The sequence below is a fragment of the Halanaerobium congolense genome (assembly GCF_004366375.1).
GTDB lineage: Bacteria > Bacillota > Halanaerobiia > Halanaerobiales > Halanaerobiaceae > Halanaerobium > Halanaerobium congolense.
In genome coordinates this window covers 17,472-33,531 of the sequence record NZ_SOEF01000004.1, presented here as the reverse complement: position 1 = coordinate 33,531, position 16,060 = coordinate 17,472, and the positions used below count along the sequence as shown (strand labels likewise).

General features: G+C 34.8%; 13 protein-coding genes. 3 read left to right on the top strand and 10 right to left on the bottom strand.

The features are described 5' to 3' along the window. Positions 1–72: 72 nt before the first annotated feature. Together C7954_RS02415 and C7954_RS02410 are read right to left on the bottom strand one after the other, a co-directional pair. Positions 73–1,917 (bottom strand): diguanylate cyclase domain-containing protein, encoded by a 1,845-nt coding sequence (locus C7954_RS02415; protein WP_134058601.1) that lies wholly within the window; start codon positions 1,915–1,917, stop codon positions 73–75. A gap of 33 nt (positions 1,918–1,950) precedes the next feature. After that, a complete protein-coding gene (locus tag C7954_RS02410) occupies positions 1,951–2,838 on the bottom strand; it encodes a cation diffusion facilitator family transporter (protein WP_073157282.1) in 888 nt (295 codons plus the stop codon). Between the two features lie 158 nt (positions 2,839–2,996). Between C7954_RS02410 and C7954_RS02405 the strand changes: the two genes are divergently transcribed. The 3 genes from C7954_RS02405 to C7954_RS02395 all read left to right on the top strand — a co-directional run bounded on the left by C7954_RS02405 (position 2,997) and on the right by C7954_RS02395 (position 7,037). Further along, positions 2,997–4,703: a LytS/YhcK type 5TM receptor domain-containing protein gene (locus C7954_RS02405; RefSeq protein WP_089716357.1), complete on the top strand. Its 1,707-nt coding sequence runs from the start codon at positions 2,997–2,999 to the stop codon at positions 4,701–4,703. Beyond that, complete coding sequence (locus tag C7954_RS02400) at positions 4,700–5,485, top strand: LytR/AlgR family response regulator transcription factor (protein ID WP_166667666.1); 786 nt, start codon at positions 4,700–4,702, stop codon at positions 5,483–5,485. Before C7954_RS02405 ends, C7954_RS02400 begins: the two co-directional genes overlap by 4 nt. 106 nt (positions 5,486–5,591) lie before the next feature. Continuing rightward, on the top strand, positions 5,592–7,037 hold the full coding sequence (locus C7954_RS02395; protein WP_134058598.1) for a carbon starvation CstA family protein: 1,446 nt from the start codon (positions 5,592–5,594) through the stop codon (positions 7,035–7,037). A 66-nt stretch (positions 7,038–7,103) separates the two neighbouring features. Here C7954_RS02395 and C7954_RS13570 read toward each other — a convergent pair whose 3' ends face one another. The 8 genes from C7954_RS13570 to purH form a co-directional block, all read right to left on the bottom strand. After that, positions 7,104–7,247 (bottom strand): hypothetical protein, encoded by a 144-nt coding sequence (locus tag C7954_RS13570; RefSeq protein ID WP_166635202.1) that lies wholly within the window; start codon positions 7,245–7,247, stop codon positions 7,104–7,106. Positions 7,248–7,294: 47 nt separating this feature from the next. After that, the gene (gene feoB / locus C7954_RS02390; RefSeq protein ID WP_089722787.1) at positions 7,295–9,343 is read right to left on the bottom strand and encodes a ferrous iron transport protein B; all 2,049 of its coding nucleotides are present in this window, start codon (positions 9,341–9,343) and stop codon (positions 7,295–7,297) included. Next, positions 9,343–9,573, bottom strand: coding sequence for a FeoA family protein (locus tag C7954_RS02385; protein WP_081374523.1), 231 nt, complete (start codon positions 9,571–9,573; stop codon positions 9,343–9,345). The genes feoB and C7954_RS02385 overlap by 1 nt, the downstream gene beginning before the upstream one ends. Before the next feature lie 5 nt (positions 9,574–9,578). Beyond that, on the bottom strand, positions 9,579–10,256 hold the full coding sequence (locus C7954_RS02380; RefSeq protein WP_073157266.1) for a metal-dependent transcriptional regulator: 678 nt from the start codon (positions 10,254–10,256) through the stop codon (positions 9,579–9,581). A 293-nt stretch (positions 10,257–10,549) separates the two neighbouring features. Beyond that, a complete protein-coding gene (locus C7954_RS02375; protein WP_073157263.1) occupies positions 10,550–11,185 on the bottom strand; it encodes an ABC transporter ATP-binding protein in 636 nt (211 codons plus the stop codon). Continuing rightward, positions 11,169–12,818 carry an ABC transporter permease gene (locus tag C7954_RS02370; RefSeq protein ID WP_089716355.1) on the bottom strand — a complete coding sequence of 550 codons (1,650 nt, stop codon included), beginning with the start codon at positions 12,816–12,818 and terminating at the stop codon, positions 11,169–11,171. Before C7954_RS02370 ends, C7954_RS02375 begins: the two co-directional genes overlap by 17 nt. 96 nt (positions 12,819–12,914) lie before the next feature. After that, on the bottom strand, positions 12,915–13,934 hold the full coding sequence (locus C7954_RS02365; protein WP_089716354.1) for a Fe(3+) ABC transporter substrate-binding protein: 1,020 nt from the start codon (positions 13,932–13,934) through the stop codon (positions 12,915–12,917). A 547-nt stretch (positions 13,935–14,481) separates the two neighbouring features. Further along, positions 14,482–16,059 (bottom strand): bifunctional phosphoribosylaminoimidazolecarboxamide formyltransferase/IMP cyclohydrolase, encoded by a 1,578-nt coding sequence (purH, locus tag C7954_RS02360; protein ID WP_089655385.1) that lies wholly within the window; start codon positions 16,057–16,059, stop codon positions 14,482–14,484. Between the last annotated feature and the right edge of the window lies 1 nt (position 16,060).

Below are 16,060 nucleotides of genomic sequence, written 5' to 3'. Positions count from 1 at the left end.
GTTAACAACTGTGGATAAAACACCTGTTTTGTTAATAACTTGTGGATAACATGAATTTTAATTGGTTGTATTCTATTTATTTTTATTATTTAAAAAATTAATGAATTTATCCACAATTTCTGGATCAAATACTTTAGATTTATAATATTCTAATTCATCAATGATTTCCTTTTCCTCTAAAGCTCCAAAATAGTACTTATTTTGCAGAAAAGGGAAGTAAATATTTGATTTTAATTTACTGTAAAAATTAATTACTGCAAAAAGTCTGCTTAAATATGGAATTTGGTCTCCTTTTAAAGCCTGAGGCCATCCATTCCCGTCAAAGTGTTCTGCCTGAGAATAAATAAGATCACAAATATCAACTAAATCACGATAGTAAGCTGCAAAAACTGCTGAATTTAGAACATATTTTTGATATTCATACCATTCTACCTCTGTTAATTTAGCACCCTTTTTGACAATATTTTTGGCAAGAGCTAACTTTCCTAGATCATGATGCTTAGCTAAAAGCAGCAGCTTAGATCTTTCTTCAGAATTTAAATTAAAATATTCTGCAGTCTTTTTAGAAATTTTTAAAAGTCTATTTCCCTGCCTTAAGTTGATATAATTATTTTCTTCTACATAATTTAAGATTGAACTATAAAACTTACTTTCCTTACTTTGTTTATACTTACTAAAATTGATTTTGGAAACCCCATCATTAAAAAAATTCTGGGCAGTTGTTTTTTTATCTAATTTGATCATTGAAACTGCTGATATATCAATATAGATCCCATTAATATTAATTTTCGCAAGTTTTTTCCGTACAAAATTAAGTTTTTGATCTATTTGAAAATCACTTTTATTTTTTAACATCACTGCAAAATGATCAGCATATAAATGAGCTGTAATTATATCCTTATTTGAAATTTGAGCCAGAATTGAGGCTATTTGTTTTAAGACCTCATCTCCCTGCTGATAACTAAAAAATTTATTAATTAAATGAAAATTTTCTACATTAATTAAGATTAATGCTAGTTTATCCTCATTATTCTGATTCAACTCTCCAAAAAGTTGGTTAAAATACTCTTTATTATATAAGCCAGTAAGCTTATCATATCTTTTTATGTGATTTAATTTCTGTTCCTGCTTCTCTAACTCTGTTATATCATAAGAGGCCCCTACAATTTCTTCTACTCTTCCGTTCCTGACCACAGGATATAAAGTAGTCTGCCATGCTTTCTGACCAGCTGGAAAAGTTATTTTTTCAGTATAATTAATTTTTTCTTTTTTTCTTAAACATTTACTGTATTTCGCCTCTAGTTCGACAGCTACTTCTTCACTAAAAATTTGGTTGACCCGCTTACCTCTAATTTCTTTATCAGTTAAAGCTGTTAAACGCTCATGTGTTGCATTAATTCTTTTATAATAGAAATTATCATCACAGTCAACTCTAATTAAAAATATTGCATCATGAGTATGATCAATAATAGTTCGATAATCATTTAGTTTCTCTTCTCTAGCTTTTAAATCTTCTTTTTTCTTTTTTTGCTTAAACATTGTTAATGATAATAGGTTAGCAAAAGCTGAATAACTATCATTTTTATTAAAAATAGCTGTTAAATTATTGGTGTTTTCATAATCAAGATCCAGTTTTTTATCTGATTCAGTTAACAGCATAATGCTTGATCCTGTAAATTCTTTATCAGCCAACATTAATAAATCTAATCCTGAAAAAATTTCGTCTTCTCTATTTTCAACTATGATGATATCGATATCATCATTTTGATAAAGATAATTAACCGCTTTTCGATTATCATTAAATCCCCCAACTAGTTCAAAATCAACATTGTCAATTTTTCTTTTCGCCTGATTAAGATAGGCTTCTATTTTATTTTTCTCTATTACATCCCTGATGATAGTAATTATTTTTAACACTGCAGCCCTCTCCTATATTTTAAAGTAATAAAATTAGTTTTGATGAGCAGAAAGTGGATCTACATGTACCATCACATCTTTAACATCATCACTATTTTTAATAATCTTTTTTTCTACCAGGCAGGCAATATTGTGCCCATCAGCTACCGAAAGCTGATCTTCAACAACTATTTTTAAATCAACAATATAATTGGGGCCATAGCTTCTTAGTTTAATGTCATGAATCTCGATCACACCTTCAATCTCAGCTGCCAAGTCTCTAATTTCATTAATTTTTTCTTTATCCGGACGTCCATCCATTAGTTCATAAGAAGTATCCCTCATTATTTCATAACCAACTTTTAAAATTAAAAGTGCTACAACCAACCCTGCCAGCGGATCTAAAAACCTAAAGCCTAATTTAGCTCCCCCAATTCCGATCAGAGCTGCTATTGATGATAAAGCGTCTGAGCGGTGATGATGAGCATCTGCAATCAAGCCTCTGCTGTTAATTTCTTCTCCAATTTTTATTGTAAATCTATAAAGTATTTCTTTAACTATAATTGAAACAAAAGCAGCAAATAAAGCCCAGCTCCCAGGCTCCGCAATATTACCACTCACAATTGTTAAAACTGCATCTCGTCCCAGAAAAAAAGCAGTCAAAACTAAAATAACTGCTAAAATATTGGTCCCAAGTGCTTCAGCTTTTTCATGTCCATAAGGATGATTTTTATCAGCTGGTGTTTCTGAAAATTTCATACTAACCATCACAATCATTGTTGAGGCCATATCTGAAACAGAATGAAACCCATCTGCAATTAAGGCTTTACTATTAGCAAAAAATCCAATAAATATTTTAAGTACAGCAAGTAAAACATTACTTAAGATGCTAATAATTGATATTTTTTTCCCTTGTTGATAACGTATATTTTCTTTTTCCATTTTCCTCCTCCTAGATCTTTTTTAAATTCTTATTCTCTACTATACCCTTTAGTATATCAATTAAGTTAAATAATAGCAATCAATCAAATTTGAATAAAGACTTATATTGTAGTATTATTTATTTAGGTGCTGACTTTGACTTTTTAAAGGAGAGGATCATGTTTAACAATAAAATTTTGGAATTACTATTTACTTTATTCAAAAGCATGAGTGTTATTGCTACTTTTGCATATATTCTCAGCCGTCTCAGTAGTGTAAAACACATTTTTGATGATAATTTTAATAAATATGAAAAAATATTTTTAACAATTTTCTTTGCCGTACTTTCGATCACTGGAACTTTTTTGGGCATCATTATTATGAATGCCTATGCCAACATTCGGGCTATTGGTGCTTTAATGGGGGGACTTCTCGGTGGTCCGCTTGTTGGGATAACAGCAGGTTTGATTGCCGGTCTGCACCGCTTTTCTCTAGGTGGTTTTACTGCTTTAGCCTGTGCAATTGGTACGACAAGTAGTGGATTAATCGGTGGTCTTTTTTATAAAAAATACAAAAATAATGAAATTGACTTCAAAAACGGCTTTTTAATTGGTGTTGTTGCTTTAACAATTGAAATGATTATTGTTGTGCTCTTCAGTCGCCCAATTAGTCAAGCTGTTGAATTAGTTAAAATCATTGGGATCCCAATGATTTTAAGCAACAGTATTGGAATTGCTATTTTTATCAGTATTTTGAATAAGGTAAAAGAAGATAATGAAAAAATTAGAGCTTTCCAGGCAGAAAAAGTACTTTCTATTGCTGATCGATCCTTACCTTTGCTCCAAAATGATTTAAATCCAGAAGCTGCTGCAGAAATTATAAAAATGATTAAAAAGGAAAGTCAGGTTGATGCAGTTTCCCTAACTGACAAAGAAAAAGTTATTGCTTTTACTGGAACCGGAGCAGATCACCATTTAGCAGGCGAAAAAATTAAAACAGAAGCCAGCCGCAAAGCCATAGCAGAAAAAAAGACGATTTTAATAGACAGTAAAAAAAATATTAACTGTAAACATGACAGCTGTCAATTAACAGATGCAGTCATTACACCTTTAAAAATTGAAGATAGTATTTACGGCCTGTTAAAATTGTATCGCTGTCAGCAGAAAATAACTGTCCTCGATATTAAATTAGCTGAGGGAATAGCAAGCTTTTTAGCTACTCAAATTAAACTTGCAAAATTATCAAAACAAGCTGAACTAAAAAGTGAGGCGGAGCTAAAAGCTTTACAGGCACAAATCAACCCCCATTTTCTTTTTAATTCGCTCAATGCAGTAGCTGCAGTTTGCAGAACCAAACCCCAACAAGCCAGAGAACTACTGATAAAACTAGCCGGAATTTTTCGCAGAACATTGAAAAGAGATGTCTACCAAATAACTTTAGCTGAAGAAATTGATTTTTGCAAAGACTATTTAAGTATAGAAAAGGCTAGATTGGATAAAAGGCTTGAAGTTAAATGGGAAATACCATTTGAATTAAAAGATACAATTATCCCACCTTTTATTATTCAACCCTTAATTGAGAATTCTATTAAACATGGAATTTATCCTCAGGAAAAGGGCGGCAAAATAATTATTAATGCTCAAAAAATAGCTGATAAACTTCAGGTCATCATCGAAGATAATGGTTGTGGAATTTCTCAGGATAAAATTTTTGAAATTGAAAAAGGAAATAATGATCGCATAGGAATTAGCAATATCCAGGAAAGACTGCACTCTGTCTATGGAAATAACGCTGAACTTATTATAGAGGCTAAAAATAATAAGGGTACCCGCAATATAATAAATATCCCTTCTGAATTTCTTTTTGAGAGGAGAAAAGCAAATTGATAGTCAAAACTATGATTGTCGAAGATGAGAAGCTGGCTCGAGATGAATTAAAATTTTTAATTGAAGAAGATCCTGACTTTGAAGTTATCTCTGAAACAGCTGATGGTGAAAAGGCACTTTCGTTATTAAAGAAAGTAAAAATTGATTTGCTCTTTCTAGATATTCAGATTCCTGGTAAAAGTGGAATCGAAATTGCTAGAATTTTAAACCAGCAGCAAAATGCTCCTTATATAATCTTTACAACTGCTTATGATGAATATGCTGTTGAAGCTTTTCAGCTATCTGCTGTAGATTATCTGCTGAAACCGATTTCTGACCAACGGCTGCAGGAAAGTTTAGAAAAGGCAAAAAAAGAAATTAGGGATAATAATAATAATAATAATAATAATTTTAATCAGCAGTTAGAAAATCTTTTTGCCAATTTAAATAATTCCAAACAAAAAGAATGTCTAAATAAAATTGCCGTTATGGAAAAAGATTATTATCTGATGCTTAACTTTAAAGATATCTACTACTTTTCAACAAAAAATAAAAAGGTTTGGGCTCACTGTTATAAAAAATCATATATAACCCAATTTCAGCTCAAAGACTTAGAAAATATGCTGCCGGAACAATTTTTTCGAATTCATAAAAGCTATATTGTTAATCTAAAGCATATCAAAGCTGTAATTCCCTGGTTTAAAGGTAAATATCAGGTATTAATGGAAGATTTTTCGGAACATAAAATTCCAGTCAGCAGATCCAAGGTTGATCAAATAAATACACTGTTAAATCTTAAATAATGCAATTGAGTATAATATTTTTACAATTCAGTTAAAATGCCTTTTATAATCCCCTGATCCAGATATAATTAAGATGTATTAAAAAACTATTAGGGGGTTATATTTTATGGCATCTTTTCTTATTTCTTTAGCTGTTTTAATTATTGGTTATTTTACTTATGGAAAAATTGTAGACAAAATCTTTGATTCACAGTCGGAGCGAGAAACTCCTGCAATTTCGATGGAAGACGGTGTAGATTACATAGCAATGGACTGGAAAAAAGCGTTTTTAATTCAGTTTTTAAACATTGCTGGTTTAGGACCAATTTTTGGGGCGATCGCCGGTGCATTATGGGGCCCAAGTGCTTTTCTTTGGATAGTATTTGGAACAATTTTTGCCGGTGGTGTTCATGATTATCTTTCCGGCATGCTTTCTATCCGCTCTGGTGGAGCCTCCATCTCTGAGATTATTGGGGAAAATCTTGGCGGCACAATTAGACAGATTATGAGGGTCTTTAGTATTGTGCTTTTAGTTTTAGTGGGAACTGTTTTTATGACTGGCCCTGCTATGCTGCTGGCTAACTTAACACCAGGCTTTATGGGAGTCAATATCTGGTTAGTTATTATTCTGGCTTACTATTTTATTGCTACTTTTTTACCAGTTGATCAAATAATCGGTAAATTATATCCAATCTTTGGTGGTGCACTTTTAATTATGGCTCTGGGTGTTGGTGGAGGATTGATTTTTGGAGATTATAATATTCCAAATATCGCTTTAAACAATCTGCACCCTGGTGAATTACCAATCTGGCCTTTACTATTTGTAACAATCGCCTGTGGTGCAATTAGTGGTTTTCACTCAACTCAGTCACCAATTATGGCTCGCTGTACAAGCAGTGAAAAAGAAGGACGCAAAATTTTCTATGGTGCAATGGTAGCAGAAGGTATTGTGGCACTAATCTGGGCTGCTGCAGCTATGACATTCTTCCAGGGAACTGGTGGCTTAAATGAAGCTCTAGCTTCTCTTGGTGGACCGGCCGGTGTCGTCCACGAGATTACAGGTACAATGATGGGAGCTGTCGGTGGAGTGCTGGCAATGTTAGGTGTAATTGCAGCTCCAATCACTTCTGGAGATACTGCTTTTAGAAGTGTGCGTTTAACTTTATCTGATATTTTTGGACTCGAGCAGAAGTCTGTTAAAAATAGATTACTGCTTGCTATTCCAATTTTCATTGTTGGTGGAGCTCTATCTCAGATTAACTTTGATGCTCTCTGGCGTTATTTTGCCTGGTCAAATCAGACAGTAGCAATGGTTGTTTTATGGGCTGGAGCAATGTGGCTTGCTAAGCGCGGTAAAAATCACTGGATCGCTTCAATTCCAGCTTTCTTTATGACAGCTGTTTCTGTAACCTATATTCTCTATGCACCTGAGGGTTTCCAACTTGCTTATAACTTCTCAGTTATAGCCGGTATTGTAGTTGCTATTACCACAATGGGAATTTACATTAGAAAAATTAACAGTACTCATTTTGAAGAAGAAATTATGCTTTCAGAACAGGAACAGGCAATTTAAATATTATTAGGTACCAGGTACAAATAAGCTTATTTGTACCTGGTACCTATATTATATATACCTATATTACTCTTTTCCACCTGCTGCCGGACAGCTTTTATCACTACAGCCGGCACAAGGACTATCTGTTCCCTTAATCCCACCGTAAACCTTTTTCCCTATATAATAAAGACTGCCAAAACCTAAAACTCCTAAAAATAAATATTCCATAATTACCTCCTTAAACTTACAAGCTTAAAACATTTTTAATTATTTGATTAAACTCCTAAACCGAGCAGCATTCCACCCTGGTAAACTATAAAAGCTACTACCCAGGCCAGGACAAAAAGATAAGAGGCTGTAATTAAGGGCCACTTCCAGCTCTGAGTTTCTGATTTAATAGCTCCCAGAGTAGCAATACAGGGAGTATATAAAAGCACCATGGTTAAAAATGAATAGGCTGCCAGTGGACTGAAGTTTGCTGTTAAAGCTGCTCTCAAGCCGCCTTCTCCAGCTGCATAAACCACACCTAAAGTGCCAACAACTACCTCTTTTGCTAAAATACCAAAGACAAGTGATGATGCTGCCTGCCAACTGCCAAATCCTAAGGGTTCAAAAATTGGAGCTATCAGCTGTCCAAACTGACCAATTAAGCTTTCTGCAGAAGCATATTCTACACCCAGTGGTAAATTAGCAAGTACCCAGATTAAGACTACAACTGAGAAAATAATTGTACCCGCTTTTTTTAGAAAGGCTCCAACCTTTTCCCACATATGAATAAAGACACCTTTTAAAGTTGGAAAACGGTAAGGTGGCAGTTCCATTACAAAGTGAGAACGCTCACCTTTGAATAATATTTTATTAAAGACACCTGCCATAATTACTGCCATTACAATCCCCAATGCATAGAGTGAAAAGACAACTGTACTGGCATGATTGGAAAATAAAGCACCAGCAAATACTACATAAACAGGTAATCTGGCTGAACAGGACATCAGTGGATTAATTAAAATTGAAATAATTCTGTCCCGCTTACTGTCTAAAGTTCTGGTTGCCATTACTCCTGGCACATTACAGCCAAAGCCAACAATCATGGGAATAAAGGACTTTCCGTGCAAACCAAGTTTGCTCATTACCTTATCCATAACATAGGCTGCTCGGGACATATAACCGCTGTCTTCTAAAACACCAATCGCCAGAAATAATAGAAAAATATTTGGAATAAAAACCAGTACCGAACCTACCCCACCAATAATTCCATCAGTTATAAAGGAAGTAATAAGTGGTGAAGCTCCTGCTCCTAAAAGCAGACTGCCAATCCAGCCCCCTGCAGCTTCAAAGAAAGTCTCTATATACCCAATCAGTGGTTCACCAACAGTAAATGTGAACTTAAAAATTGCCCACATAACTGTCATAAAGATAGGAATCCCAAGATACTTATTGGTTACAATCGTGTCAATTTTATCAGATACATTTTCCAGCTCCTGATCTTCTGCTGGCCGCTGTACACTTTCGGCAATAACTTTATTTATAAATTCATACTTTCGATCAATTATAATATTATCAAAATCATCTTCAGCCTTGAGTTCCCTCTCCGCAATTAAACTCTTGATTTTTTTAGCCTTAGAAGCTCCGACTTCTCTCTCCAGTAATTTTACAGCTTCCGGATCATGCTCAATCAACTTAACTGCTGCCCAGCGCTGATTGATCTGACCGGTGAAATCAAATTTCTTGAGCATTGAAACTACTTCGGAAATTAAAGCTTCTACCTCACTGCCGTAATCGATTTTTAAAGCAGCCTCAGATAAATCACGATGCTGAACAGTTTCCGCAAATAGATTGTCAATTCCTCGACCTTTACTAGCAACAGTTTCTACAACAGGAGTGCCCAACAGCTGACCAAGTTTCTGTTTATCAATCTTAATTCCCTTTTTCTCAGCCTCATCAGCCATATTTAAGACTGCAATTAAATCTACACCCATCTCTAAAAGCTGAACTGTAAAATATAGATTACGATCAAGATTAGCAGAATTAATAATATTTAAAACTACATCATAATCGCCGGTAGTTAGAAAATCTCTTGCCACTACTTCATCTTCCGAATATGCTCCCAGAGAATATGTACCAGGAAGGTCAATAACCTCCAGTGAATAATTCTGATAGGAAGCCCTACCTGTTTTCTTTTCTACTGTAACACCCGGCCAGTTTCCAACATGCTGTCTGGAACCTGTAAGTTCATTGAACATAGTTGTCTTACCGGAGTTGGGATTGCCAGCCAGAGCTAATTTAACTTCATTATTTTTTCCTCTTAATTTATTTAATGACATTAACTTTCACATCCTTCAGTATCTACCATTACTTTATGAGCCAGTCCGTGTCCCAGTGCAACTCTATTGTCTCCCAAAGCTACAATTAAGGGACCACCTGAACTGCTGTGAATCTTAACTTTTTTCCCGCTGACAAAACCTAAATCTGTTAATTTACCCTTTGCTGTTCTGCCGCCAATTATTTCTTTGATACAGGCTGTTTCTCCTTTTCTTAACATCGCTAAAGGCATCAATTTTAAACCTCCTTTACCAGGATCTCTGCTGCTTCATCCCGGCGTAAACTCAAACTGTAACCTCTAACCTTAATTTCGATTGGATCTCCCATTGGCGCCTTGCCTTTAACTTCAACCTTAGCACCTCTATTTAAACCCATATCCATTAATTTTCTTTTTAAACGACCTTTAGACTCAATTTTTACTACCTCTACTTTAGAGCCAACTTTAATTTTATCCAGCATCAGCTGTTCTGCTGTCATTTTTACTTCCTCCTTCTCGGTGTTCATTTCGAAAGCACAATTTTTCTTTTCTATATAATTATTTTTAATTAGATATTCAACCATTTTGCTGAAACTTTCTTCACTTAAAGCATGTTCAATACTACAGGCATCCTGATCAGCATTTTTTTTACTTACACCGAGTGTTTTATTAAAAAAAATATATAAAATTTTATGTCTGCAGTAGATCTTTTCTGCTGCTTTGAAACCACTTTTAGTCAATTTTATTGGACCGTACTTTTCTTGACTAATTAGACCTTCTTGATTCAATTTTTTTAAACCCTGATTGACAGAAGACGCTGCTATTTCTAAATAACGTGCAATATCTGTTACTCTAGCTGAGCCATTTTCTTTGATCAAATTAAAAATAGCTTCCAGATAATCTTCCAGTGATTCTGATAAATTAATCTCTGCTTCCACTTTCTTTTCCCCCAATTTTTAGGTTAACCTAAAACTAATCTAAAAAAATTTAACCTTACTATATTACAGATTGTCCGAAGGACATTTTGTTCTTATTTCTTATTAAAAGATAATTAATCAAGATAATTAATTGAAAACGATTCTCAACTTCAAGTAAAATTATATATAACTAAATTACTTTTGTCAAGATTTTTTTGCAAAAAAATTGTTTATTCTGCCCGTCATAACAGTTATTATTAATAATTGTTACTAATAAGAAAACTTAAAGCCTATTCGCTTTTTTAAAAATCATTTTAATTCATTATAATCTCTCTAGCCTGCATAAATTCTGCATCTTCTCTATCATGTGAAACTAAAATAGTTGTAACTCCAATTTCTTTAATTATCTGATTCAATTCACCCCTGATTTTATCTTTTAATTCGGCATCCAGGTTGCTGAAAGGTTCATCTAAAAGTAAAAGTTTTGGCCCTGGAGCAAGGGTTCTAGCCAGAGCTATTCGCTGCTGCTGCCCCCCTGATAATTGATGGGGATATCTTTTTTCAAAACCTTCTAAGTTTACCAGTTTTAAAAGCTCTTTGACTCTGGCTTTTCTTTTAGATTTACTTAAATGATCAATACCAAAGCCAATATTTTTTTCCACACTCAAATGGGGAAAAAGGGCATAATCCTGAAAAACCATTCCCACTTCTCTTTTTTCTGCTGCTCTAAATTTATGGTCTCCAGCTACAGTCTGACCTGCAATTGAAATTTTTCCACTGTCAGGGATTTCCAGACCTGCAGTTAAACGCAGAACCGTACTTTTACCACTGCCGCTGGCACCAACTAAAGCTACAACCTCCCCCTTTTTTACTTCCAGGTTAAAATTATCAACTATATTAGCTTCTTTTTTATTATAGGCAAAAGTTAAATTTTTAATTTCTAACTGCATTATTTTTCCTCCTTCGGTGATGAGTAATTAAATAGATAGCAGCTGCTGAAAAGAAAATTAGAACCAGAGATAGATCGGCGGCTCTATAAATCATCTCATCAGAAGCATATTCAAAAGCTTTTGTTGCCAGGGTATCAAAATTAAAAGGTCTTAAAATCATGGTCAGCGGTAGTTCTTTCATTATTTCTATAAAAACAAGTAAAAATCCACTCATTAAAGCTGGTTTCAGCATCGGCAGATCAATTTTAAAGAATGTTTCCGTAACTCCTTTACCCAGAGTTCTGGAAGCTTCAAAATAGCTTTCACCAATTTTTTCATAACCGCTGTTAACCGAATTAAAAGCAATTCCCATAAAACGCACGGCATAGGCAAAAATTAACATAACTAAGGTACTGCTTAAAACAACGTTTGCTTCTATTCCAAATCCCGTCTGCAGAAAAGATAAGACACCATCAAGCTGCAGCATAAAAAGCAAAACTCCAACTGCAATTACAGCCCCAGGAATAGAATAGCCAAGAATTGTAATCCGTGCTAAAAGATTGGAGACAAAATTGGAACTCATCCGGGCTGTTGTTGCAATTATCACTGCACCTGTCAAAATTAGAACCGCTGCCCCTCCTCCAGTTAAAAAGGAAGTGAAAGCAAAATGCAGAGTTTCCATTAACCCTCCACCTCTGCTTAAAAAACTCCAGTATAAAAGTTGAACCGTGGGAAGTAGAAACCCAAAAAAGAAAACTCCATAGGTAAAAAGCTGAGCCAGTACTTTTCTACTCCCTTCTAGTTTTCTTCTGCTCACCGGTCTAATATTAGAAGTAGAATAGCTGTACTTTCTACCTCCCCGCAGCAGTTTTTCTATAAACAAAACTACAAATATCACCAGCATAGCCATTACTGCCAGCCTCACCGATGTTGGTAAATCTCCCATTCCAAACCAGCTTTTAAAAATTGCTGTGGTAAAGGTACTAATCCCAAAATATTTTACAACACCATAATCATTTAAAACCTCCATCATTACCAGACTGCTGCCGGCAACTACTGCTCCGCGGGAAAGAGGCAGAATGATTTTAAAAAAGATAGTATTGTCACTTTTTCCCAGAAGCCTTGAGCTTTCCAGCAGAGAAGCTGACTGTTTAGACAAAAAGGCTCTGGTCATTAAAAAAACATAAGGAAAAAGAAAAATTGTATAGATAAAAATAGCACCTCTGATGTTCATGAAATCAAAATACTGCTGTGAAAGTCGCAGTTGAAATTTATTTCTCAAAAATGTCTGTAATGGCCCTGTATAGCTAAACATTCCCTGATAAACATAGGCTCCTATATAGGGAGGAATAGCCAGAGGCAAAATCAGCCCCCAGCTCAAAAAATCCCTTCCTGGAAAATTATAAGCAGCTATTACCCAGGCTAAACCTGCTCCTAAAAAGGCCGCCAGCAGACCGGTAGCAAGTACTAATATCAGAGAGTTTTGAAAGTAGTTAACAAGCAGATAATTTCTTACATGCTCCCAGTTCTCACCTGCTTCTCCAAATAAATTAATAATAATATTTAAATTTGGAATTAAAAGCAGAATTATAATCCCGACTGTCAGCAAAAACCAGCCTGGCGAAGCTTTTTTTAGCTTTTTTAATAGCTGCATTTTTACACCAACCTCATTAATATACTATAGGACAAATGTCCCAAATATGATTTTTAAATAAATCGAATACTAAAAGTTAACTGCTGGACCTTAATTTTACTGCCAGCCCACACGGTTAAAAATTCTTACCGCTGTCTGATTGTGGATTCCAAGTTCTGTCAGATTAATATTCTGTGTTTCAAAATCTCCCCAGGACTGCAGAAGTTCAGAGGCCTCTACTTCTGGATTAACCGGATATTCGTAATTTGCAGAAGCAAAGAATTTCTGTGCTGAAGCTGAACTAAGATATTCTAAGAGCTTAACAGCATTATCCTTATTGGGAGCATTTTTGACAACACCGGCTCCACTTACATTAATATGGGTCCCGTTTTCACCATCAGGAAAATGGATGCCAACATTTTCTGCTACTTCAACTTCAGCCGGATTATCAGAATTAATCATTTTTCCTAAATAATAGGTGTTCATAATTGCCAGATCTCCTTCACCTGCTGCAACAGCTGTTGCCTGAGCGCGGTCATTACCCTGTGGCTTACGGGCCATATTGTCAACAATACCAGCTGCCCAGTCTTCAGCCCACTTTTCTCCATAAATTGAAACTAAAGAAGCTAAAAGTGACTGATTATAAATATTTTCGGAAGATCTTACTACAATTTTATCCTGCCATTGATCTGAAGTTAAATCTCCATAACCTGCTAAATCTTCTGGATCAACTCGATCTTTAGAATAAACTATGACTCTACCTCTTATTGTTAAGCCATACCAGTAATTATCTTCATCTCTTAAATTTGCTGGTACATTTTGAGTCAGTGTTTCAGTACTAACTGACTGCAGAATATCTCTTTCCTTTGCTCTATGTAACCTACCTGCATCGGCAGTTATTAAAACATCAGCGGGAGAATTTTTCCCTTCTCTGGCAATTCTTTCGATTAACTGATCAGAATCACCCTTAAGTACATTAACTTCAATTCCTGTTTCTTCTGTAAAACGATTCAAAATCTCCTCATCTGTATCATAATGACGATTTGTATATAAATTTACCTCTTCTGCTGCTGCAGCAGCTGTTCCCAGACCAACAAAAATGCTAATTATAATTGTTACTATAATTAATTTTTTCACCTTAATTCCTCCTTGATCTTATTTTGTTTGAAAATGATTCTCAACTTCAGACGCTTCTAATTATAACTAAACCTATTTACTTTGTCAAGATTATTTGTAAAAAACATAGCTATTATCCCTGTTATACTGGTAATTAGTAACTATTACTGATAATTTTAATGTTATTTAAAGTTGCATTTTCTAATCAACTAAAAACTAAAATTAGTCAATTTTTTCTTTTTAATCATTTTCTAATCTTTATTTAAAGTTTTTTTAATAATCCACTGATATTATATAATTGTAGCAAAGAGATAGAGATTTGTTATCCCCTTTTTGAAGCTGTTGCAGAGGACAGCTTTAAGCATAGATAAAAGTAATAGATACTTTTCTCCTTGTTTTAACCGCCTTTTTCCCGAGGCGGTTTTTTTCATTTTTATAATAAAAATTCTCCACCCTGATTAATGGCTGGGTAGGTACCATTAATAAGAAATGGAGAATTGATTAGGGAAATCTATATTAATCCAATTTAACTGGATTTTTTAATTTAAATTGCTTCTTCAATTAGAATCTAATGTCTAAAGTGCCTCTTCCCTGTAAAGACCATGGCAATTCCTAATTTATTACAGGCTTCTATAACCTGATCATCACGGATTGAACCACCGGGCTGAATAATTGCTTTGATTCCCAGTTCAGCTGCTTTTTCAACTGCATCAGGAAATGGGAAAAAGGCATCTGAGGCCACAACTCCACCCTCCTGACGGCCGTCAGCTTTGCGTCCGGAAATAATCATCGAATCAACTCGACTCATCTGACCAGCTCCAACACCAACTACCATCTCATCTTTGGCCATTACAATTGCATTTGATTTAACGTGTTTTACTACCTTCCAGGAAAATAGTAAGTCATTGATCTGCTCTTCAGTTGGAGCTTTTTCGGTTACTACTTCCAGATCTTCAGCAGTAGTCTGAGCTAAATCTCTATCCTGTACTAAAAGTCCACCTGTTACCTTTTTCATGCTGTAACCTGGTTTTTCCCGATTAATAGAAAGCTCTCCGGTTTTTAGAATACGCATTTTATCAGAACGCTTTTTTAAAATTTCTAAAGCCTCAGCCTCATAATCGGGAGCAATTACAACTTCAATAAATTTGTCCTGATCAGCAATTTCTTTAGCTGTTGCTGCATCAATCCTCCTGTTGGCTGCTACAATTGAACCAAAGGCAGATAAGGGATCACCTGCATGAGCATTAACAAAAGCTTCTTTTAGATTATCAGCCGTTGCCATTCCACAGGGATTGGCGTGTTTAATTACTGCTGCAGCTGGTTTTGCGTTGAATTCTTTAATCAACTCTAAAGCTCCATCAGTATCATTAATGTTATTATAGGACATTCCTTTACCGTGCAGCTGCTCAGCAGTAGAAATCGAAGGCTCATTCTGCTCCTGTTCTAAATAAAAAGCTGCTTTCTGATGCGGATTTTCTCCATAGCGTAGGTCTTCCCTTTTATCATAGCGGTCGAGTAATGTCTCTGGAAGTTCTTTTTTCTCCTCCTCAGACAGCACAATTTCTTCTAAATACTTCTGTATTCTCTGATCATATTCAGCAGTGTGGTGGAAAGCCTTATAGGCAAGCTTTAATTTTTTAGTTTTTGTCAAAGCTCCACTGCCAACTTTCATTTCAGCTAAAAATTGATCATAATCAGCCGGATCAACTACAACTGCTACATCATTATTATTTTTGGCAGCTGAGCGGATCATTGTCGGACCACCTATATCAATATTTTCAATTGCTTCTTCTAAAGTCACATCTTTTTTGGCAATAGTTTCGGCAAAAGGATAGAGATTGCAGACTACCAGATCAATTGGTTCGATATCCTGAGCTGCAATTTCTTTTAAGTGCTCTTCATTACCTCTAACTGCTAAAATACCACCGTGAACTGCTGGATGTAAAGTCTTAACCCTTCCGTCCATCATTTCCGGAAAATTTGTTACTTCATCAATATCTGTAACTTCAATTCCATTTTCTTTCAACATTCTACCAGTACCACCTGTTGAAATAATTTCTACATCAAATTCTTTTAAGCCTTTGGCAAAATCTACAATACCTTCCTTATTTGAAACACTGAGTAATGCTCTTTTAATTTTAGACAAA